The 22,449-nt window shown below is 44.0% G+C and carries 14 protein-coding genes; 8 read left to right on the forward strand and 6 right to left on the reverse strand.

Annotated features, from left to right (window positions below):
- Positions 1 to 128 precede the first annotated feature (128 nt).
- Together C5Q96_RS07195 and C5Q96_RS07200 are read right to left on the reverse strand one after the other, a co-directional pair.
- Positions 129 to 1,286, reverse strand: a complete 1,158-nt coding sequence (locus C5Q96_RS07195) for a CD0519/CD1768 family membrane protein (protein WP_106057701.1) — start codon at positions 1,284 to 1,286, stop codon at positions 129 to 131.
- A gap of 536 nt (positions 1,287 to 1,822) precedes the next feature.
- Entirely contained in the window at positions 1,823 to 8,194 is a 6,372-nt protein-coding gene (locus tag C5Q96_RS07200) for a leucine-rich repeat protein (protein WP_158696720.1), read from the reverse strand.
- Between the two features lie 323 nt (positions 8,195 to 8,517).
- Here C5Q96_RS07200 and C5Q96_RS07205 point away from each other — a divergent pair, with 323 nt between their 5' ends.
- The gene (locus C5Q96_RS07205; protein WP_106057703.1) at positions 8,518 to 9,114 is read left to right on the forward strand and encodes a hypothetical protein; all 597 of its coding nucleotides are present in this window, start codon (positions 8,518 to 8,520) and stop codon (positions 9,112 to 9,114) included.
- A 105-nt stretch (positions 9,115 to 9,219) separates the two neighbouring features.
- On the opposite strand, the gene pepI is transcribed toward C5Q96_RS07205, so the two are convergent.
- The 3 genes from pepI to C5Q96_RS07220 form a co-directional block, all read right to left on the reverse strand.
- Positions 9,220 to 10,113, reverse strand: a complete 894-nt coding sequence (gene pepI / locus C5Q96_RS07210) for a proline iminopeptidase (protein WP_106057704.1) — start codon at positions 10,111 to 10,113, stop codon at positions 9,220 to 9,222.
- A 28-nt stretch (positions 10,114 to 10,141) separates the two neighbouring features.
- Complete coding sequence (locus C5Q96_RS07215) at positions 10,142 to 11,236, reverse strand: M24 family metallopeptidase (RefSeq protein WP_106057705.1); 1,095 nt, start codon at positions 11,234 to 11,236, stop codon at positions 10,142 to 10,144.
- A gap of 199 nt (positions 11,237 to 11,435) precedes the next feature.
- A complete protein-coding gene (locus C5Q96_RS07220) occupies positions 11,436 to 13,226 on the reverse strand; it encodes an aminopeptidase P family N-terminal domain-containing protein (RefSeq protein WP_106057706.1) in 1,791 nt (596 codons plus the stop codon).
- Between the two features lie 137 nt (positions 13,227 to 13,363).
- Between C5Q96_RS07220 and C5Q96_RS07225 the strand changes: the two genes are divergently transcribed.
- The 7 genes from C5Q96_RS07225 (at position 13,364) to lpdA (ending at position 21,049) form a co-directional block, all read left to right on the forward strand.
- Positions 13,364 to 13,996, forward strand: a complete 633-nt coding sequence (locus tag C5Q96_RS07225; protein ID WP_158696721.1) for a CvpA family protein — start codon at positions 13,364 to 13,366, stop codon at positions 13,994 to 13,996.
- A gap of 137 nt (positions 13,997 to 14,133) precedes the next feature.
- Positions 14,134 to 15,222: a glycine cleavage system aminomethyltransferase GcvT gene (gene gcvT, locus C5Q96_RS07230; RefSeq protein WP_106057708.1), complete on the forward strand. Its 1,089-nt coding sequence runs from the start codon at positions 14,134 to 14,136 to the stop codon at positions 15,220 to 15,222.
- A gap of 65 nt (positions 15,223 to 15,287) precedes the next feature.
- Entirely contained in the window at positions 15,288 to 15,659 is a 372-nt protein-coding gene (gene gcvH / locus C5Q96_RS07235) for a glycine cleavage system protein GcvH (protein WP_106057709.1), read from the forward strand.
- Between the two features lie 40 nt (positions 15,660 to 15,699).
- A complete protein-coding gene (gene gcvPA, locus C5Q96_RS07240) occupies positions 15,700 to 17,025 on the forward strand; it encodes an aminomethyl-transferring glycine dehydrogenase subunit GcvPA (protein ID WP_106057710.1) in 1,326 nt (441 codons plus the stop codon).
- Positions 17,025 to 18,443 carry an aminomethyl-transferring glycine dehydrogenase subunit GcvPB gene (gene gcvPB, locus C5Q96_RS07245; RefSeq protein ID WP_106057711.1) on the forward strand — a complete coding sequence of 473 codons (1,419 nt, stop codon included), beginning with the start codon at positions 17,025 to 17,027 and terminating at the stop codon, positions 18,441 to 18,443. The genes gcvPA and gcvPB overlap by 1 nt, the downstream gene beginning before the upstream one ends.
- A gap of 175 nt (positions 18,444 to 18,618) precedes the next feature.
- Positions 18,619 to 19,620: a lipoate--protein ligase gene (locus tag C5Q96_RS07250; RefSeq protein ID WP_106057712.1), complete on the forward strand. Its 1,002-nt coding sequence runs from the start codon at positions 18,619 to 18,621 to the stop codon at positions 19,618 to 19,620.
- Between the two features lie 55 nt (positions 19,621 to 19,675).
- The gene (gene lpdA, locus C5Q96_RS07255) at positions 19,676 to 21,049 is read left to right on the forward strand and encodes a dihydrolipoyl dehydrogenase (protein WP_106057713.1); all 1,374 of its coding nucleotides are present in this window, start codon (positions 19,676 to 19,678) and stop codon (positions 21,047 to 21,049) included.
- 115 nt (positions 21,050 to 21,164) lie between these two features.
- On the opposite strand, the gene C5Q96_RS07260 is transcribed toward lpdA, so the two are convergent.
- Positions 21,165 to 22,304, reverse strand: a complete 1,140-nt coding sequence (locus C5Q96_RS07260) for a hypothetical protein (protein ID WP_106057714.1) — start codon at positions 22,302 to 22,304, stop codon at positions 21,165 to 21,167.
- Positions 22,305 to 22,449 lie beyond the last annotated feature (145 nt).

Raw genomic sequence — 22,449 nt, forward strand, 5'->3', positions numbered from 1 at the left:
CAGTTTACTTTATCATAGAGACGTGCATTTTTCAACAAGAAAACAAGCCAGACATATGTCTGGCCAGTTTTCTGTGTCATGTGTGTTAAATAATGTAATACGCAATTTTTTATAAACCTGCAACATTGCTAGTGAATCAGCAGCACGTACAGTAGATGTGCAACTATACCAGCGCAGAGACCTCCAATTGTATGAGATAGGATAGCCTTTCCTGCAAGAGCTCTCGACTTAAGCGCATCCATCATTCCGATATGTGTGCTGAGATATCCTGACCAGCACATACCCATTGCTGTAAATACTGCGATATCGTTAGGCGAAACCTTGCCTGTCTTAATGAATTCAGGCACTAGAGAGATAGCAGCTCCTACAGCTCCTAGCGATGTGATTGGGAATGAAATAGCTTCTGGTGAGTGGAAACCGAACAGTGGCTCGATTATGAAGTTAATCTTCTGTCCTAGATACGGTAGCAGCTTTATGCCCTCGTATGCTGCGCCTGTATATCCGCTCTTTCCAGGTCCGAATGTGAACATCATTACGAATGTGCACACGATTAAAACTCCTGGTATAATCGCAAGCCCCATCTCAACGCCGTTCTTACCACCCTCTAGCAATGAGTCGAGCACTCTTTGGAACATGTTTCCTTCACGTATAAGTCTGTATTCTCCTTCAGTCTTGAGATCTTCTACTGAGAAATGCTTTGCATATGGTTCCATAGCTTCATCGCCGTAGAATTTTTTAGTCTGCCAAAGCATAAGCCTTACACTGATAACCGACCCTATAATAGCTGCAACATTGCCTAATAGCGCTGGGGCTATAAACTGTTTACCTTGCGCAATCATAAATGTCGTAACGATAAGCCCCATTCCGAAAGAAGTTCCAAGATTACAAAGTGCCGGCACTTGATACTTGCGGAAATACTGAGTAAACGTTTGATCCTTTGCAAACGGTATAATTGCTGGGTTATCTGATAGATATGTAGCGACTGCTCCCGTGATACTCGCTCCTGGCAGCCCCCATATTGGTTTCATTAGTGGTGCAAAAATCTTATTGATAAGCGCAATTGCACCGAACTCCGAAAGCAGTCCGCTGATAGCACCAGCGAGTACAGCCATCGCCATTATTAGAAATACGGTGGAGAGGAGGAGGTCATGTGCTGTTGCCATCATGGTCTTAAACATGTTGCCGACGCCCATCTTATGTCCTAGCCATGAGAATCCTCCGATAAATATGAACAAGAATACGAATGTTTCAAGACTGACGGCTTTTACCTTCTTCTTGCCTTCCATTGATGATACCTTCCTTTCATATAACCCTATTATTTTTATTACGCTTGTTACTAACAGCTCCTTACAAGTAATTTGGTCTGCATGGTTTTGATAATTAGTTCACTATATTATCTCGATTAACGTATTTTTCTTATATATTCCATGCGCTCAGTCAATCCTTAGATATCATTTGAGCTGCTAAACCTGTTGGATTTATTATCATTTATAGATATTTATATGTCAAATAGGCAAACTTCAAGAAAATCAGTTTTTGATAATTTTTTATCGGAATTTGGTGATTTGCTTTAAAAATTTTTGTTTTTTGTCAGTTTACGACAAGTTTATTCGATTTTAGACATCATATATATTGGGGAGTTTAAATTTTTTCGACACAATATATAGTAATCACGCAAAGTGACCATACCGACATAATGTAGTTTTGTCACTTTGCGCATTCGCTTTTTTACAAAAAAATAAAAAAACAGGCAGAAATTTTAAATCCTGCCTGTTTTGCTCATAAATAGTCCTTTATTTATGCAGCTTTCTATTCCGAATGACTATTTTTCACTCTTCCTCTTCCTTGAGAATACTGCGAGTGAGCCTGATGCAATAGCTATCATAGCCAGATACAGCGCAATTGCTGTTGTATCACCAGTTTTCACTGCTCTGGATACTCTGTATCCGCGATACTTAGCTCTCGCATTTCTGTTACCATTTGAACTTGAAGTATTGCCATTTACAATTGGCTGATTCTTAGTTCTGATAGTAAAGCTTGTCGAAGCTCCACCTCTCTTATCCTTGAAAGCGACTGTCAAGGTATGGCTACCTGTGCTCTGTCTATCGAGAACTGCTTTCTTAAGGGTAACTCTTACGCTCCCCTTTGCAGCTGTATAGTCAACATCCTTTACGAGCTCATTTCCATCGAGAAGAACCTTATCGTTATAGTAGTTATCAAATGTATTCGCATCATCCACGCTACGCTTTACGACGAAGAGGAGGTCGCCATCGCCCTTTGTCCAAAGAGCATTGTCTCCAGTCTCGAAGTTATAAGTGATCTTTGGAATCACTGTTTCTGACTTCTTAATCTCATGCTTTGCGTCGCTGTCACGGTAGTATTTATCGCATTTCTTGCAGTGCCAGTACCTGATATTTCCATCTGCGTCAGTTGTTGGCTCAGTTGCTGCAATCTCCTCGAGGTCATGGCTCACGAGCCAGTGTGCATATAGCTTAGTGTCTTCTGTAAACGCCTCTGTGCCATCTACCTTAGTGCCACCAGTCTTAGCTGTGAACCAGCCCTTAAATGTCGTGCACGCATCCTTGTTAGGCAGTGCGTTTAGCGTAACCTTTCCGTTTTCATCTGTGGTTAGTTCTGTCGTCTTGGCATCTTCGTCATTGGATAGAAGCTCCACCTTATATGGTACATAGAATGTTGCCGCTGGATCCTTTACCTTGAAGTTGGCGTAAGCACCAGCACCCTTGCGCTGATCTTTATTAGAAGATATTAGCTTAACCTTAGCATCCTTGCCATCCAAAACGTTACCTTTGAATGCGTTAGCGGGAACATCCTTTAGAGTCTCTGGTACCTTTATCTCCTTGATGTTCTGGTTAGCAAATGCTTCCCTTCCTATCGACTGCAGCGACTTACCGAGCTCAACTTCCTTGATGCTTGCACGCTCTGGCGATCTGCTCTTGAATGCAGACTTGCCGATAGCCTTTAGGCTATCTGGCAGCTTAACCTTGGTGAGCTTGTGTCCTTCAAATGCATTGTCGCCGATACTTTCAAGACCCTCGGAGAACTCAACGTTCTCGAGAGGAGCGCCGCTAAATGCCATTTTGCCGATTGTCTTCACTGACTTTGGAAGCTCTAGTGACTTTAGATTTGCACCAGAGAATGCCGCCTGTCCAATCTCAGCTACACCCTCAGGGATTACTACTGAGTTGATTGGATTTCCACCTGTCTTAGCAGGAGCAAATGCTCCAGTTCCTATCTTCTTAATTGCAGTACCATTTACTACCGCAGGAAGTTTGAGGTTTGGATTTACAGCGAGCTTTGCCTTTCCTACCTCTGATAGACCGGTGATCGTATCTCCATTAGCAGTGAAGTCCTTTTCATTCCAGGAAGTGTTCTCTTTCCAGTGAGCATATAGCTTTGTTCCATCATCGAACTTCTCGGATGCAGTTGCCTTCTTGCCGCCTTCACGCTCTGTAAACCAGCCTTCGAATTCATGCAGTGCATCCGGAGCTGTCGGTGTTGGTAGGCTATCTACTCTGCCGTTGTCATCGAGTACAGCGTAACCTTTCTCAACTGTACCGCCATTTGCATCGAATGTGATCATCGCCTTAGACATCATCACACGGTGAGTTGTTGCACCAGTGTTGAATGCCAGGTGGTCCGGATTTACAGTTCTCAAGATTACGACGTGGTTTGCATCAGTTCCTGTGTTGTTCATGAAAGGCTCACTACCTAAAGTCTTGAGTGACTTTGGTAGGTCAACGCTTGTCAGGAGACCTTCCTTAAATGCGAACTTTCCGATGTGCTCAACACCTTCCTCGATTTTGAGGCTTGTCAGCGTCAGAGATTTATATGTTCCTTCAAATGCAGAGTCCCCGATTTCCTTAACTGTTCCAGGTATAGTCAGCTCGGTTAGGTGATGGAGGTGGAACGCCTTCTCACCAATCTTTCTTACAGACGCTGGAATATTGAGTGATTCAAGTCTAGCTCCTGCAAATGCCATCTGACCGATCTCTGTAACTGTATTCGGAATCTCAATCTCACGAAGACGAATGTTCATCGAGAATGCAGCTTGCGGAATCTTTGTAACGTTCCTTGATAGCTTCAGGTCAACGATTGAATTCGCTGTGAAAGCTCCCTCGCCGAGCTCATTAACTGAATCTGGAATGTGCAGCTTCACGATGTGATTGCCGTGGAATGCGCTGGTTCCAATCTTCGTTAGCTCTGTAGCCGCCTCGAGGTCGACACCCTTAAGCATGTTGTATTCGAATGCTCTTGCACCTATAGACTTCAGCTTATTAGGTAACTTAACCGATTCAAATCCGTTCTCCGAGGTGAAATCGTACTTTCCAACAGTTACCTCTGCTTCAGGGATCGCAAATGCAGCATCACCTATAGCCGTAATCACCACGCCTGATGGTGATTCATTTGGAAGAACCAGGTTGTGGTTTCCACCGTTTCTCTTCGCAATTCCGCTTGCTGTAAGCCCCGTGATAGTCGCTCCGTCAGCGCTATATGTGAAGTCCTCGCTAGTCCAGCCGCTGCCAACTAGATTGTCGTACTTTATAACGTATGTGAGATCCGCTTTGTTAGGGAGGCTGTTATAAGCATCCACTACCGACTTGCTTTCTGTCAGCAGTGTTGGTTTTACTGGGTTATCTCTAAATGCCCTCTTGTCTATTCCGCTAATATTCGTGAATGACTTAGGTAGCTCAACCGATGACAAAAGCTGTCCTCTGAACGCATTTGAACCTATAGCTCCATTGAAGCCTTCCTTGAGCTTGAGTGATTTCAGCGAAGCTGGGATTGCCTCTGCAGTCTTCTCAAACGCAGATTTTCCTATGCTCGTAACGCCTCCTGGGATAGTGACCTCTGAAAGCTGATTGTTCATAAATGCATTGTCACCTATCTTCTTCAGGCTCTCTGGGAGGCTAACTGTAGTGGCTTTACAGCCGACAAACGCTCTTCTTCCAATATCTGTAACGCCTTCAGGGATTACGATGTCAGTAACCGCCGCCTTGTCAGCAAGCCCCACTGTGTCGTTAGTTCTCCCGAATGCCACATCAGGTATTTCCTTCAGCGACTTCGAGATAACTATCTTCTCTGCCAAATCAGTTCCGTTAAACGCACCAGTTCCGAGCTTTGTAACTGAATTTGGAAGGACAATGGATGTTAGCCTAGCATTGAGGAATGCAGAATTACCAATCGACTCAAGTCCATCCGGCAGATTTACATTAGTCACTCCATATACCTTCTTAGCCGTGTTGTCGATAGTCCCTGCAAATGCAAAGTCGCCGATCTGCTTTATTGTCGATGGCAGCTTAACAGCCTTTGGCACATACACCTTACCCGCATCTGCAAATCCGAATGTTCCAATCTGACCGTTACTAGCAAGCGCATTGTTAACACCGTTTCCAACTGCAACTATATTAACTCCGCTTGTGCTGGTCTCAGGAATCACGAGTGTGTCATTCTTCTTGAGCTTAGCTTTGCCGGATTCTGTTAGTCCTGTAACCACAGTTCCAGCGGCATTATATGTGAAATCATCGCTGTTCCAAGGAGATTCGTCACTTGGAATGTTCTGATTTGCCTTGAGAAGCTGTACGTTAGACTTTCCATTTCCGATATCCTCAACGAGTGAACCTGGATCGTTTATGTACATGTACACGATGCCGCCCTTTTTCTCGTTAGCATTGCCCGTTGTAACAGGAGCCTTTCCTGCATTTCTGAGAAATGCCCACTTCGACACCTTTTCGGTTTTATCAGGTAGCTGAACAGATTCAATGTTGTTAATAGCAAACGCCATGTTATCGATAGAGAGCGGATAATCCGTAGCCTTAGAGAAATCAAGGTTTGCAATCTCATTATTTGAAAATGCCCCATTACCAATCATCATAAGTGTCGATGGGAAGCGAGCCGACTTTAGCTTGTTCTTGCTGAATGCGTTACTTCCGATATAGATTACTCCTTCTGGAACTGTAAGCTCTGTCAGGCTGTTGCCCTGAAATGCACTTGCTCCGATAAAGAAGTCACCTCGCGTAGTCACGCTACTATCCCATAGACCTTTGCTTGGGGCCTTTACATTCTTAGGTAGCTCAACGCTCTCTAGGCCGAGCCCCTTAAAAGCACTATTTCCAACGCCCTGAACTTTGTGTCCATCATCATCTACGGCTGGGACTACTAGGTTCTTGTTGTTTGCAAGCTTTGCTTTGCCGCTATCTGTGAGACCGCTTACAACGTGGATAGTTCCAGTGATGATGTTCATGTTATCCTGCGCTGGTGCAGGTGAATTGTTGCTGTCTAGAGTAATGTCTGCGTATGTGAAATCCTCTGCATTCCACACGTTTACGTCATCAGAGAGTATTTTGTGGAATTCAGATTTTGGGAATTTACTTGTATCTGTATACTTTGTAACGTCATCAACATACACCTTTGTCACTAGGCTGTATGCCTCTGTCTTTCCTGATGCGGAAGTAACTTCCTTAGCAAATACGTTCTTTGGCAGTGCCTCTACAGTTTCTGGAAGCTTAACTTCGGCTATTTTCTTATTTCTAAACGCATATCTACCGATAGAAGTAAGTCCCTCTGGTAGCTCAAGCTTACATATCTCAGCATCCTTCAGAAGGTAGTTCTTGGTAGCAAAAGCATATTCGCCAATCTCTGTAACGCCCTTAGGAACTGTGATACTCGAGAAGTTGTTTCCTGCAAACGCTCTAGCACCTATCTTCTTGACGCTGGATGGAATCTCAATGGAAGTGAGTCCTGCCATCCAGTTCTTGTTATCACTGCAACCGAATGCGCTGTCAGGAATCTCTGTCAGCCCATTAGGTAGGTCTATTTTCTCAAGAGCAGGATTTGTCGCAAATGCGCCCCTGCCTAGCGACGTCAAGGTATCAGGCAGAACTACAGTCTTGATACCATTACCCTGGAACGCAGTATCTCCAATGCTCTTGAGGACTGGTGAGAAAGCCACCTCTTTGAGTCCCGAATCGCGGAATGCGTTCTTACCAACCTTCTCTAGGTCCATAGGAAGTGTTACAGAATCGAACTTCTCGTCCGCAGTTGCAAATAGTCCAGTTGCCGAATCCGTATCCGCAATCTCGGTAACTTTATCCAGCTCCGAATTATAGTCAGGGAGCACGAGAGCCTTGTTAACCTTGCGCTTCGCCTTACCGCTCTCGCTGAGACCGGTTATCTTCTGCCCGTCAAATGTAAAGTCATTTACATTCCACGACTCAGTGTCATTGTTGGTGGTTTCCGGAGTTCCTTCGTTTGTGATTAGCTTCTGTACCCAAGACTTAGTATTAGCGGTCGTCTTGTCCGTCGTATGGATTCTATCCATATTCTTATGATCGTAGTTCTCGGAGTACATGTATACCACGCCGCTATTTGCAAAATTGCCTTTGAGCGCAGCCTTGCCCTCTGCCGAAAGCTCTTCCATGCCCGGATTCCCAACAAATACAAACTTGTTAACTACCGCTGTATAGTCGGGCAGTCTGACAGACTTAATCTTGTTATTTGCAAAGGTCATGCCGTGCATTTCCAGCTGGAAATAAGTTGTCAGCGGAAAATTAACCTTGCTGATCTGGTTGTTCGAGAAAGCTTGTGTCTCGAGCCACCAGATAGTTCTCGGCAGGGTCACGGTCTTAATCTTGTTATTCATGAAAGCATTTGGAAGAACTGCAAGCACGCCGTCCGGCAGATTTACATTGGTCAAGTTATTCCCCTCAAAAGCTCCCTCTGCAATCACGAAGTTACCTCTGCGAGTAATCTTGTGCGTAACTGTATCGTTGTATGACGCGAGCATGCCCGACGGGAAAGTCACCGACTCAACGCCCTTCTTCTGGAAGGCATTGCTAGCAACACCAACGAGCGTATTACCCTTATCATCCTTTGATGGCAGCACGAGCTTCTTGTTCTTGGCAAACTTCGCTTCTCCCTTTGCCGAGAAGCCACTTATCGCCTTTCCTTCGATATTTACGGTTCTGGTATAGTCGCACCCGTAAATAGTCTTGCTCATGTCTGTATAAGTGAAGTCCTCACTAGTCCATTTCTCAAAATCCGTACTGTTACTTGTAGGTGCTTCTGTTTGCGCCTCAGCACCAGCCTGGGATTCTGCTCCTGTTGCTCCCGCAAATGCGGGCAGTGGAATCGCTAAGGTCACCACTAATAGGAGCGAAAGCAAAATTTTCTTCATGTCTTTGTCCTTCTTTTCCATTAAATAAATGTGAGATGAATATAAGATGTATATATGTAATATTATCTGTACATTTTACAATGTATCCAGCGATATTACTCTCTGCCTGCATAAATATTCAGATTGAAGTTTTATATATGTTAAACAGCTTATATTGATAATACTTATAGTCTACTTTATTGGGATAAATCAGCAATTTTAAATGCTATAATAACAAATATTTTTATTTTACTACCAGGTATGCGCGTATGTTTTCTACACATCTACATACACATTTGGATGATATGAGGTAAGTAAAATATACATAGGGGATAGAGAAAATTATGGGCAGAATTTCTAAATTGAGAATAAAGAATCGTGGGCGAATTGGAATTGCCTTCATCTTGTCGATGCTTCTGATTATCGCAGTAGCTCTCACAGGTTGTGATTCAGCTACGTCCAAAGAGAACTCTAATGCGAAGAAGCATAAACAGACAGAAGCTACTTCTACTGATGCCAAAGGGGGTTCAGGGAGTTCCGACAGTTCATCGAGTTCAAGCGCCGAAAAGGGCTCAGATAAAGGGAATTCCAAGGATAAGAGCAAAGACAAGGAAAAGGATAAGAGTAAGAAGAATGAGAAATCAAGTTCTTCAAGCAGCTCAAGTACTTCAAGTTCCTCTTCCAGTTCATCATCAGCAACAGCTAAGCACAAGGTCTGGGTTCCAGAACAAGGTCATTACGAACAGAAAAAGGTTTTCAAATGTAGGTGCGGGAGAGAGTTTAATAGTCCTGCTGAACAGGCTGCACACCGGAATGAGTACATAGCCGAGAAACGCAAAACCGATCCTAACTTCGAGTGCAAAGGTGACCATCTGCCTAAAGGCTGGGTTACTAGACCGGAATGGAAGGTCGATGTGCCGGGACACTATGAATATAGATAAAACGTACAAATAATTGACCACTAGAAAAGCGCAGCGATTGCTGCGCCTTTTCTTTTGCAATATTTGCATGCTTACAAATTAATCAGCTAGTTTCGGGGCTGCCGATTACTTGTCGTACTTGTTGAGCCACTCGATGAGCACTTTGCAGTAATCATCATGTCTATCTACGAAGCATGTGTGTCTTGCGTTCTCCCAGAGAATCCACTCTGAGTTTGGAATTCCATCTGCGATAGTCTTAGCTATTAGCGGTGAGCAGAGATCGGAGATTCCGTTGCATACAAGCGAAGGAATCTTAATCTCGCCTAGTCTATCAACATATTCGAAGTCCTTTAGCGAACCTGTAGGGGCGAATTCATTTGGACCCCATCCGTATAGGTATGCCTCGCCGCCAGCCTTCTTAGGACGTGTACAGCACTCTGGTGCATCTTCGCCAATCCAGTAGTCACAGTATCTGTGCATATACTCAGCTACCGCTTCATCATAAGCCTCTCCAGAGAAATCTCCAGTCTCAAGAGCGTGATTGATTGCATCCTGCATATTCTGAGGCATCATCTTAATACGTCTTAGACCTTCTTTCTCCCAGAGGCTGCTTGATGGATGTCCACTGGAAATAACGAATGACTTAACACCCTTAGGCTTTCTTTCGATAGCATATGCAATCTGCATCATGCCGCCCCATGACTGTCCGATGATATGGCACTCGTCTAGTCCTAGGTGCTCTCTTAGAGCCTCTAGCTCATCTAGCCATGTATCCTGAGTCCATAATTCCTTATGACCATCTAGATATGAATTTCCGCAACCAATCTGGTCGTACATGATGATCTGACGATCATCATCATCCGCGAGATTGTCTAGAACCTCGTAGTAGTTGTGTGTTGAACCAGGTCCACCGTGCAAACAGATGAGCGGTGCTTTGCCATTGTCTTTTCTCTCGCCTACGACTCTGTAATAAGTTTCGAAACCGAGAAAAGGCATATAACCTTCTGTAACCTTTGCCATTAATTGATCTCTCCCTTTAATTGATTTTTTATTTCTCCACAGGAACAACGATTGGCTCTTCCTTAGGATATCCGTTTAGTACTTCGCATCCATCTTCTGTGATGTATAGGATGTCCTCAATACGAACACCGATTCCCTCATCATATAGATAGATACCAGGCTCTACGGAGAAGCACTGTCCTGGCTCGATAATCTCGTCATTTACGAGAGATACGTCACCAACCTCGTGATCCTCAAGTCCGATTGAGTGACCAGTTCTATGTGTGAAGTACTCGCCAAAGCCCTTCTCTGTGATATAGTCTCTTGCAGCCTTATCGACATCGCTCATCTTGTTGCCAGGCTTAGCAGCAGCGATACCTCTCTTGTTAGCTTCAAGAACGACATTATAAACTTCTCTCTGTCTGTCGTTAATCTCTCCGATAAATACTGTTCTTGTAGTATCGGATGCGTAGTTATTCCACATACCACCGATATCAAGTACTACGGAGTCTCCGTACTTACCCTTGCTATCATCAGTTACGTGATGTGGATCAGCTCCACCCTTGCCGTATGCTGTGATAGGATCGAATGATAGACCCTGGAATCCAACTTCCTTGCAGAGCTCAACACACTTAGCATTTAGCTCTCTCTCTGTTAGGCCCTTAGCAACCCAAGGAATAAGCTTATCCATAACCTCGTCAATCATCTTTGCAGACTCTCTCATGATCTGACGCTCATGCTCGTCCTTAATCTGTCTAACCTTATCAACGATTACAGATCCGTTTACGAACTTGCTTCCAGCACCTAAATCCTGAAGCTTAAGAAGGAATCTTGCTGGCCAGTTCTTATCAATACCAATAGTCTTATCCTTCTCAATGAACTTAGCTAGAATTCCAACAGGCTCCTCGATATCGTCATAATATGTTAGCGGTACACCAAGGTCTTCTGTCTGTGGGAAGAGCTTGTTGAGTACAAGCTGTACATCTCCATTTACATTGATGTATAGTGCGAGCATTCTCTCACCAGGAATAATCCACTTGTCGAGCATATAGAAGATGCTAACTGGATCAGTGATGATCATCTGTGGCATATCCTGCTCTTTCATCTTTGCAACAACTCTCTCTAGCTTAGACTTATTAAGCATAATGTTCCTCCATTTCTATTGTGCATTCATGCATGTACAAATATACATTTATTATACATCCCTGCCATATGATTTAATATACATTTGGCAAAAATTAATCAAAATATCTGAATAATTACCCAAATATTTCTTAAGTTACTGACGATTGTCAGATTTTCCCATCAGTTAAGATGTAAAATTTACTCTTCCACGTAAAGCTCTAAATCTCTCTCGTATACTCCTCGAGCCAAGCGCGCTCTTCATCATTCATATATGGTGAAAGCTTTTCAAAGCACTCCTTGTGATATTCGTTGAGCCATTCCTTCTCGGATCTAGTAAGCTCAGATGGATCTATTCCGTCGAGATCAATAGGCACAAAATTCAATGTCTCGAAATGCATAAATTGTCCGTACTTATTCTTCTCTCCTTTTACAGTGAGCAAGTTGTTCTCGATACGAATTCCGAACTCACCCTCTTCATAGATTCCAGGTTCGTCCGTTACCATCATGCCTTCTTCAAACTGATGGTGCTCATTCTTGGAAGGAACTATGTACCAGCGGAATCCTGTTGGTGGCTCGTGAATACTGCCGAGGTAGCCAAAGCCGTGTCCAGTTCCGCACTGAAAATCCTTGTTCAAGTCCCAGATTGGCTGTCTAGCGAGTACGTCGAGTGACCATCCGTGATTTCCATATAGGAAATTTGCTGCCGATAGGTGCTGCATGGATTTATATACAGCAGTGTAATACTTTTTCATCTCATCGCTGATTGAGCCAAGAATCGTAGTTCTAGTGATGTCTGTCGATCCCTCTAGGTAGCCACCACCTGTATCCGACAGCAGCATCTGTCCGCCTTTTAGTTCTACATCAGACTCTGGTGTTGGAGAGTAGTGCATCATCGCAGCATGTGCCCCAAATGCATGTAGAGGTTCAAAGGAATCCCTAACATACCCTTCCTGCTCGCTTCTCAGCTGAGTCAGCTTCTCGGAGGCGCTGAGCTCGGTAATCTTCATCTTGTCGTAGTTATTCTTGAGCCAGTAGATGAACTTTGTGAGCGCTACGCTGTCCTTTAGCTCTGCATTTCTGACATTCCTAATCTCGGTTTCATTCTTGATAGCCTTCATAAGTATTGTAGGATTTGCCCCTTGAACGACCTTACATGGTAGATTCTTATAAAGTGCGTAATTCATCTTCATAGGGTCAATCAGCGCTGTTGCACTAGCGTCGACCTTCTTAGCATCCTCATATATATCATTGTATGGATGAACATTTACATTGTTCTCTTTGAGCATCTTGCGGAGGTCGTCGTTTAATTTTTTCTCTTCAACATATAAATCCGCACTATCCTCCCTAACAATTACATATGCTAGAACAAGAGGGAAGAAATCAATATCGTTGCCACGCATATTGAGAAGCCATGCTACATCATCAAGAGATGCAACCAGATGGATGTTTGCTCCAGCTTTCTTCATCTCCTCACGAACTCTATTTAGCTTGCTGCCGGTGCTTTCTCCGCTATACTTTTCTTCTAGGAACCATGCTGGCTCTTCGGATAACCTCGGTCTGTCTTTCCAAATTTCCTCGACTAGAGCCTGTTCGTAATCAATTTCTACATTTCTACCCGCAAAAGCTTCCTCGTATGCCTGCCCATCGCCCATCGATAGCACTCTTCCGTCAAAAGCAACCTTTCCGCCATCAGAGACTTGCTGTGCAACCCACTCAACAGTTCCTGGTGTATCGTCAACAAACATCTTCATGAGCTCGATGCCACTGCCCTCACATTCTGTGAGAACCTGAGTAAAGTACCTGCCATCGGTCCATAGACCAGCCTTGTCCTTGGTAATAGCCACAGTCGCATATGAACCGGAAAACCCTGTCACGAATCTAATCGCTTTAAAATGTTCGCCTACATACTCGCTCTGATGAAAATCTGCCATCGGGATAACGTATGCGTCTATACCTCGCTCTGCCATAAGCTTTCTTAGCTGAGCAATTCTTTCTGCCGCTGCTGTCATAATAGCCCCCTAACCATAAAATGTATAAGCTTAAATAATAGCAATAATTTAACAAGTTCATTCTAGCACCCTTTTGTGCCGTTTTGGTGACGAATAGTGGTATTGATAATATGCCTCAGATGTTAGATAATTTAGTCATGGTATTAGATATTATAATTGTATTAATTTTCTTAATATGTGCACTGCGTGGCAAGTCGCAAGGGTTTCTCGAATCCCTTGTCAGACTAGCTGCGGTTTCTGGCGGGGTCATAATTGGCATCCTGAATACGGATAGGATTAGATCACTTCTCTTTACACTCCCTATCGATGATTTTATGAAGGGCAAGCTAACGAAGAGATTCAATGGACAAGAGATGGATTTACTACAGTTCATCCCTAAAGTGATACGCACCAAATTCGAAGCATTTGGTCTTGATGGCATTACTACGACCGTGAATAGATTTACAAATCTCTCCATTACGATTATCTCTTTCTCGCTCATAGTGTCTGTTGTATGGATTATTTCTTCGCACTTAAGAAAAAGGATTATGCGTGGACGTAAGAGCAAAAACTTGCTCGGAACCGTGGACTCAAGTGTTGGACTTCTGTTCGGTTCTATCAAGGGGGCAATCATCATATTTTTGCTCCTTGCCCTCATGTTTCCGCTTACATCGCTGTTTGCACCGCAGTATATTCATACATTAAACGAACAATTAAACAACTCTTATATCGCAGGATACCTTTATGATGCAAACCCATTAATCTACTTTATGCGCAGGTTATATATTTAATATTTCTATAAGAAAAAGCATGACACAAAATAAACTTTTGATGTCGTGCTTTTGTTCATTGATTGCAATGTTTTACTATGCTATATTTTGAGTATATTCAATGTATCTAATCGAAAACACTCAAGGAGGTAGTCTTGATGGATAAGAAAACACCACTATATGATACCCATGTTAAATACGGTGGTAAAATCGTACCATTTGGCGGATTTTTACTCCCGATTCAGTATGAGTCAGGTATCAAACAAGAACACATGGCAGTTCGTACAGCGTGTGGTCTATTCGATGTATCCCACATGGGAGAAATCGTCGTAAGCGGACCTAAGTCTGTTGAATATCTTAACTACGTACTAACTAATGATTTCACCGACCTCAAAGTTGGTCAGGCAAGATACAGCCCAATGTGCAACGAGCACGGCGGAACTGTAGATGACCTAATCGTGTACAAGCGTGGCGAGGACGACTATTTCGTTGTTGTTAACGCAGCAAATATAGAGAAGGATTTCGCTTGGATGGTTGATCATAAGATTGATGGCGTTGAGATCACAAACGTTTCCGAGGACTGGGGTCAGCTCGCTCTTCAGGGACCTAAGGCAGATGCTATTCTCGCTAAGGTTGCTGATCCTTCGCTCATCCCTGCTGGTTACTACACAGCTAATTTCGATGGCTCGATAAAAGGAATTCCTTGCGTTCTTTCCAGAACCGGCTATACAGGCGAAGATGGATTTGAGATATATATGCCAGCTGATAAGGCTGCAGATGTATGGGAAATCCTAATTGAAGCTGGCAAAGAAGAAGGTCTGATTCCTTGTGGACTCGGAGCTCGTGATACGCTTCGTATGGAAGCTGCAATGCCACTATACGGACACGATATGAACGATGACATTTCACCTAAGATCGCAGGTCTTGGATTTGCAATCAAGATGGACAAGCCTGATTTCATCGGCAAGGCTGCAATCGAAGCTGCAACTCCGCTCAAAGAGAGAAGAGTTGGAATCAAGGTTACTGGTCGCGGAATCATCAGAGAAGAGTGTGACGTTTACAGAGATGGCGAGAAGATCGGATATATCACTTCTGGAACATTCCTACCATATCTGAACGGATCTTACGGGATGGCTATCGTTGACTCTGCAAAGCGTGAAATCGGTGCAGCTGTTCAGGTAGATGTTCGTGGTCGCAAGATTGATGCAGAGATGGTAAAGCTTCCTTTCTATAAGAGAGAGCAGTAATATAATCTGTACTTGTTAAAAATAATATTTTATATCTAAATAATATATACAAAAGGAGAAATAAAATGGCAGATTTAAAGTATTCAAAGTCGCATGAGTGGATCGCTGAAGAAGACGGTCTATGCGTTATCGGTATTTCTGACTATGCTCAGCATAGCCTTGGTGACATCGTATTCATCAACCTCCCTGAGGTTGACGATGAAGTAACAGTTGGTGATGCATTTGGTGACATCGAGTCTGTAAAGGCTGTATCCGATGTGCTATCCCCTGTTACAGGAATCGTTGCTGAGATCAACGAGAGCCTATTTGATGCACCTGAGACAATCAACGAGGACCCATACGGTTCTTGGCTGATCAAGGTTAAGGACGTAGCTGAGACAGAGGAGCTTCTAACCTCAGACGAATACGACGCATTTGTAGAGTCGGAAGAAGCATAAACCGTATTTACCTTAACACTTTCGTACAAGGAGGTTCGAATTGGGTACATTTATTCCTAACACTAAAGAAGAACAGCTCCAGATGTTAAACGATATCGGCTACAAAGATTGGGATGATCTATTTAAGGACATCCCCGCTGCAGCTAGAATCAAGGGTGAGCTCAACATTCCAGCTGGAAAATCAGAGCTGGAAACTGCTCAAATTATGGAGAAAATGGCAAACCGCAACGTGGTATATGATTCAATTTTCCGCGGTGCTGGTGCTTACAATCACTACATCCCGGCTGCAGTTAATGCAGTAGTAAGCAAAGAGGAGTTCATCACTGCTTATACCCCTTATCAGGCTGAGATTAGTCAGGGTATACTTCAGTCGATTTTCGAGTATCAGACCATGATATGTGAACTTACTGGCATGGATGTGTCGAATGCTTCGCTTTATGACGGTGCTTCGGCAGCTGCAGAAGCATGCGCTATGACAAAGGACCGTAAGCGTAGCACAATCTACGTATCGGAAACTGTAGATGCTAGAGTTCTTGAAGTAATAAGGACATACTCTTTTGGAAGAGACACTGAGGTAAAGGTTGTTCCAGCATGCGAGTGCGGCGGCGTTACTGATGTAGAAGCGCTTAAGGCTGCTCTTACAGAGGACAAGTCAGCTGCTTGCTTCCTGATGCAGTATCCTAACTACTATGGTGTCGTCGAAGACGCTGACGAAATTGCTGAAATAGTTCACGAAGCTGGTGCACAGCTTATCATGAGCGTTAATCCAATAGCACTCGGAGTCCTGAAGACTCCTGGTGAGATTGGTGCAGACATCGTTTGCGGAGAGGGTCAGCCACTCGGACTTGGCCTCGCATATGGTGGCCCTTACCTAGGAATACTGGCAACGACTGCTAAGAACACTCGTAAGATTGTAGGCAGACTTGTCGGCGAGACAGTTGACTCCCGCGGCGAGCGTGGATTCGTACTAACTCTACAGGCTAGAGAACAGCATATCCGTAGAGAAAAGGCTAGCAGCAACGTTTGCTCCAACCAGGCGCTCTGTGCTCTGAAGGCTGGCGTATACATGACAGCTGTTGGTCCTGCTGGAATCAAGCAAGTTGCAACGCTTTGCTCATCAAAGGCACACTATCTAGCTGAAGGACTTGTAAGCGCAGGACTTTCGCTAAAATTTGACAAGCCATTCTTCCATGAGTTCGTAACGGTTTGCGCTGATTCAGATGCTATCCTTAAGGCACTTGCCGACAAGGGCATCCTCGGCGGACTTAAGCTAAGCGACACAGAGATTCTCTGGTGCGCTACAGAGCTCAATACTAAGGAACAGATGGATGAAGTAATAGAAATCGTTAAGGGGGTGAGCAAGTAATGAAACTTATATTTGAAAGAAGTATCCCTGGCAGAGGTCAGGATTTATTCCCTGCTTGCGACGTTCCTGTAACGCTACCTGAAGTTCCGATGAGAGCTAGTGCCCCTAACCTTCCAGAAGTTCCTGAGAACGAAATGGGTCGTCACTACACAGCTCTTGCTAAGGAAGCTCACGGTGTTAACGACGGATTCTATCCACTAGGTTCTTGCACTATGAAGCATAACCCTAAGATTGATGATGCAATTGCATCGCTCAGAGGATTCACTAACATCCACCCTCTTCAGCCAGCTGAAACAGTAGAAGGCTGCACAGAGGCGATAGACACACTAGAGTCCTATTTATGCGAAATCACAGGTATGGATCATGTAACATTCCAACCAGCAGCTGGCTCACAAGGAGAGTTCACAGGACTTCTTCTCATAAAGGCTTATCTACGTGACAAGGGCCTCGGACATAAGAACGAGATTCTAATCCCGGACGCTGCTCACGGAACAAACCCTGCAAGTGCTGCAATGGCAGGCTTTAAGGTTGTAGTTGTTAAGTCTAACGAGCACGGAAGCATAGATATGGACGACTTCAAGTCTAAGATTAACGAGAATACAGCTGGTCTCATGCTCACAAACCCTAACACGGTTGGTATCTTTGACGAAAACATCTTCGAGATTACAGAGCTTGTTCATGAGGCTGGTGGTCTCTGCTACTACGATGGAGCTAACCTAAATGCTGTAATTGGACTAGTAAGACCTGGAGATATAGGTTTCGATGTAATCCACCTCAACCTACATAAGACATTCTCAACACCTCACGGTGGAGGCGGTCCAGGAAGCGGTCCTTGCGGATGCAAAGATTTCCTCGGAAAATACCTACCTGGTCTAACTGTTAAGGATGGCAAGTACGTTCGTGCAGAGAAGAGCATCGGTAGCGTTACTGGATTCTACGGTAACTTCCTCGTTAGCTTAAGAGCTCTCGTATACCTCACATACATCGGCGGTGACGGAGTTCCTGAACTCGCTCACAACGCTGTTCTAAATGCTAACTACATGATGGAGAAGCTAAAGGATCTCTACCCAATGGCTTACGATTGCACTTGCATGCACGAGTTCGTAATGAGCCTCGAGAAATTCCACAAAGAGAACAATGTCTCCGCACTTGACGTTGCGAAGGCACTTCTCGACTTTGGAATTCACCCACCTACGATGTACTTCCCACTCATCGTAAGCGAAGCTCTCATGGTTGAACCTACTGAGACTGAGTCGCGTGAGACTCTCGATGATGCAATCGCTGCATTTAGAAAGATTTATGACTCGATTATCAGTTCACCTGCCTCTGTTTCTGCTTCGCCTGTTACTACTCCAATGCGCAGATTGGACGAAGTTAAGGCAGCGAGAGAGCCAGTTCTAAAATACGAGTTTTCATAAAACCTTGCCGGAAGGTCGGCTACTTACGAGTCGAATATCACTTTTTTGATTAATGAGTGACATTCCTTCCGGCTACATAAAAATTAAAGCCTGGACAGATTTTAGCCTGCGTTGTACGCGACTGTCTGTCTAGGCTTGATTTAACTTAAATCTGATAGCAAGGAGCTACAAACACATGAAATTAAGATATACCGAAACTGATTGTACCAATCCGTTTATCAACCTCGCTACTGAGGAATATATGACTTTCCGCGCAGCTGAAGGCGAAGTTACTATGTACCTATGGCAAAACGCTAACACTGTAGTAATCGGCAAGAACCAGAACCCTTGGCGTGAATGCAGAGTTGAGTCCATGAGAGAAGGAGACTGCAAGCTAGCTAGAAGAATCTCTGGCGGCGAAGCTGTGTATCACGACCTTGGAAACCTCAATTTTACATTCATTGCAAGAGAAGATGAATACGATATCCCTAAGCAGACAGAGGTAATCCTCGAAGCTGTTCGTTTGCTAGGTATAAATGCTGAAAAAACTGGAAGAAATGACCTCACTATCGATGGCATGAAGTTCTCCGGCCACGCATACTACCAGAGCAATGGCTACTGCTACCACCATGGAACGATTATGTTCAATGTAGATCCAACTCCACTTGGAGAGTATCTCAACGTTTCCGCTTCTAAGCTAAAATCAAAAGGTGTAAAGTCAGTTCGTTCAAGAATCACTAATCTCATCAACCACAAGCCTGACGTTACACTTGAGGAGCTCAAGAAAGCACTCTATGATGCATTTGCAAAGGTTTACGGAGGAGAGGTTGAACGCTTCGACATCCCTACTGCTGAGTCTGATCCTGAGCTTAAAGCTCTAATCGACAAGTACTCGTCTGAGGAATGGCGATTCGGCCGCAAGATACCATTCACAACTTCGATCTCCGAGAGACTTGATTGGGGTGGTGTAGATGTCGAGCTGCAGGTTGAAGGTGGCGTGATTAAGGACTGCGGAATCTTCTCTGATTCGCTCGAGACTGAGGTCTTTGGAGTTCTAAAGGAAAAGCTAATAGGCTGCAAATACAGCAAGTCCGCAATGGCTACACTCGTTGAAAGTGCTCTGCCATATGCACCTAACAGCAAGGAATATCAGATTTGCTGTGACATCATTAATCTGATTGCTGAAGGCATTATGTAGCATTATATAGGTATATCTTGGTGCATCTGCACTATCGTTATGAAAAGAGGAAGATATGGCTGAATTTAATTATGATCTAGTTGTTATTGGTGCTGGCCCTGGTGGCTATGAGGCTGCTTTTGACGCTGTTAAGTACGGCATGAAGGTTGCTGTAATTGAGAAAGATAGAGTTGGTGGCACCTGCCTCAACAGAGGCTGTGTGCCTACAAAAACTATCATGCGCTCGTCCGAGCTCGCTAAGGAAGCTAGAGAGGGTGCTAAAATCGGCGTTAATGCTGCTGATGTTAAGGTTGACCTCGACGCTGTTAGAGCTCGTAAGGACGAGGTGCTTGATACCCTACGCGAGGGCATTGAAACCGGCCTTGCAAAGGCTAAGATTGATCTACTACATGGCCTCGCGCTAGTCAAAGATGAGCACACTGTATCGTACACTGATAGAGAGGGCGAATCGCATGAGGTAACTGGTAAGTTTATCCTGATCGCAACTGGTGGCAATCCGTTTATTCCGCCTATTCCGGGCGCCGAGCTCGAGGGCGTTATGGACTCGACCGAGCTCCTCGAGCAGGGCGGTACGCCCTTCGATGATTTCGTAATCATCGGCGGCGGCGTTATTGGGGTTGAGTTTGCTACTGTATATAATGGTTTTGGCTCACACGTAACTGTTGTTGAGGCTCTAGACCGTCTCATTCCTACTGTTGATAAGGAACTGGCCCGCAGTCTGAAGATGAGCCTGCAGAAAGATGGCATCGATGTTCTAACTAAGTGCCCTGTTGTAAGGATTGAGCAGGCGGACGGAAGACTTGCGGTTGTTTACACTGAAAAGGATGAGGAGAAATCAATCCCTGCAGATGCTGTTCTCATGGCTGTTGGCAGAAGATCTGATGTTCCTAGTCTGTTATCTGAACAGCTCCAGCATCTTGCAGGAGAGCGCGGCCGTCTCGCCGTTAATGAGCACTACCAGGCGGCGAGTCCGAGCATCTATGGCATCGGTGACGCAATCGGCGGCATCGAGCTAGCTCATACAGCAACTGCCGAAGGCAGAAATGCAGTTGCCCACATGAACGGACAGGAGCCACCAATTCGCATGGAGACCGTTCCAACCTGCATCTACTCGGTGCCTGAGATTGCGTCCGTCGGCATCTCCGCGGACGAGGCCAAGGAGCAGGGTATTGAAATCATCACTAAGAAGTACGCTATGGGAGCAAATGGCAAGACAGTCCTCGAAGACCTCGGCCGCGGCACCATCAAGCTGATTGCCGACGCAGACAGCCATATACTGCTCGGCGCACAACTCATGTGCGGCCGCGCTACCGACCTCGTAGGCGAATTGGCGCTAGCTATTTCAAATAAGCTGACACTCGAAGATGTAGCTTCCACAATCCATCCACACCCAACATTTGTGGAAGCGATTGCAGAAGCGGCTAGATAGTATCAGCTGTTTAGGCGAATCACAATTATCACAATTTCTAAAAGTAAAACTCGTTTGCCGTGCTTGACGGCAAACGAGTTTTATCATTTTATTCATTTATCTTTTAACTGTAATATTAACTTTCCAATTCTATTAATTTGAGATACGCCATCTTAACTTCATCAACATCATTTCTGCATTCGGCAAACTCCTCATAGAACTCTCCAGCTCGCAGCCTTAGGTCCTCTAACTTTGCTTTATCTCCAGCAAAGGCCTGTTCAGAATATTCAAATTTAGCCTTTAACCTAGACCCTATATCCTGAGTTTTCCATCTATTTAGGATATTTAATGCGACCTTCTCTGTGTTCAATTCACCTATTATTGCGGCATATGTAATATATAGATTCAGCAAATTTAATGTCTCATGTGTTACAAATAACTCCCAGATAACTTCGAGATATTTTCTCTCTAGCAAGAACTTCATCTCTTCTGTAAGAGTTTCTCTGTTCAGAGCTTTTCCTACGACTATCCTGCTCCAGATTGATATCCTCTCGTGAATTCTTTCTCTGTTTTCAAAGTTCTCAGCTTCGAGCTCTACAAATCTTTTAATCGCTTCTTCATCATTAGAGTCCGCGAGCAACCGCTCTCTAATTATATAGTATTCAAAATATTTTGAGTCACGAAGTTTAGTGAATTTACCTCTAAATATTTCCATTTCAATATTCGAATTTGCTATATCTATAGCCATTCCAGCAAGCGGAATCAAATAGAGCGGCATGCTGCTAATCCTGTAAATTGCAAATGAAATACAGCTGTACAGAATGAACATAACGATTTCCGTCAGTATCTCCACTCTTCGTAATTCTAATCTTATTTCTTCATAGCTCAGATTCTTCATTGAGCATCGCAGGTATTTATCTGGAATAAAGAGTTCATTTATCATGTATAACTGCGATGAGTGGTTAATGCGACCATTGAGATATACGAATATCCAGAAGGCATATGCTGACTGCTTGCTCTCTTTTGATTTCCATATCAGGCTATTCACGATGTATTTGACAGGAGATAATACTCTAACAAATATTACTGCAACAAGGTATGAAAGAGCTGCAGTTGTAAGGTATTTAACAAAACCGATATCTGACCCACTAATTACAAGCCATACATTAAATGAAGACGCAAGAAGTAATCCTATGCCAATATGTATGAGGTAATTAAATTTTAGGCTAATTCCATTTTTCTTAATCATTTCCTTTAATCCGTCGTAATCTCGCATTTCATGATATCACTCCGATAAGACAATTTTACATTTTTTAAACGAACATTCAATCAATTACGCATTTTTCACCCGAATAATCATCATTTAATCATTATCCAGTCTAGATAACTATCTACCCGCACAATAAACTACAAAACAAAAG

Origin of the sequence: Mogibacterium diversum (genome assembly GCF_002998925.1) — a bacterium.
GTDB lineage: Bacteria > Bacillota > Clostridia > Peptostreptococcales > Anaerovoracaceae > Mogibacterium > Mogibacterium diversum.

Excerpts from the sequence above, each read along its gene's own strand:
- C5Q96_RS07220 (WP_106057706.1), bottom strand. The coding sequence starts at position 13,226 with ATGACAGCAGCGGCAGAAAGAATTGCTCAGCTAAGAAAGCTTATGGCA.
- C5Q96_RS07200 (WP_158696720.1), bottom strand. The coding sequence starts at position 8,194 with ATGAAGAAAATTTTGCTTTCGCTCCTATTAGTGGTGACCTTAGCGATT.
- C5Q96_RS07205 (WP_106057703.1), top strand. The coding sequence starts at position 8,518 with ATGGGCAGAATTTCTAAATTGAGAATAAAGAATCGTGGGCGAATTGGA.
- lpdA (WP_106057713.1), top strand. The coding sequence starts at position 19,676 with ATGGCTGAATTTAATTATGATCTAGTTGTTATTGGTGCTGGCCCTGGT.
- C5Q96_RS07250 (WP_106057712.1), top strand. The coding sequence starts at position 18,619 with ATGAAATTAAGATATACCGAAACTGATTGTACCAATCCGTTTATCAAC.
- gcvT (WP_106057708.1), top strand. The coding sequence starts at position 14,134 with ATGGATAAGAAAACACCACTATATGATACCCATGTTAAATACGGTGGT.
- gcvH (WP_106057709.1), top strand. The coding sequence starts at position 15,288 with ATGGCAGATTTAAAGTATTCAAAGTCGCATGAGTGGATCGCTGAAGAA.
- C5Q96_RS07260 (WP_106057714.1), bottom strand. The coding sequence starts at position 22,304 with ATGCGAGATTACGACGGATTAAAGGAAATGATTAAGAAAAATGGAATT.
- gcvPB (WP_106057711.1), top strand. The coding sequence starts at position 17,025 with ATGAAACTTATATTTGAAAGAAGTATCCCTGGCAGAGGTCAGGATTTA.
- C5Q96_RS07225 (WP_158696721.1), top strand. The coding sequence starts at position 13,364 with ATGGTATTAGATATTATAATTGTATTAATTTTCTTAATATGTGCACTG.
- C5Q96_RS07215 (WP_106057705.1), bottom strand. The coding sequence starts at position 11,236 with ATGCTTAATAAGTCTAAGCTAGAGAGAGTTGTTGCAAAGATGAAAGAG.
- C5Q96_RS07195 (WP_106057701.1), bottom strand. The coding sequence starts at position 1,286 with ATGGAAGGCAAGAAGAAGGTAAAAGCCGTCAGTCTTGAAACATTCGTA.
- pepI (WP_106057704.1), bottom strand. The coding sequence starts at position 10,113 with ATGGCAAAGGTTACAGAAGGTTATATGCCTTTTCTCGGTTTCGAAACT.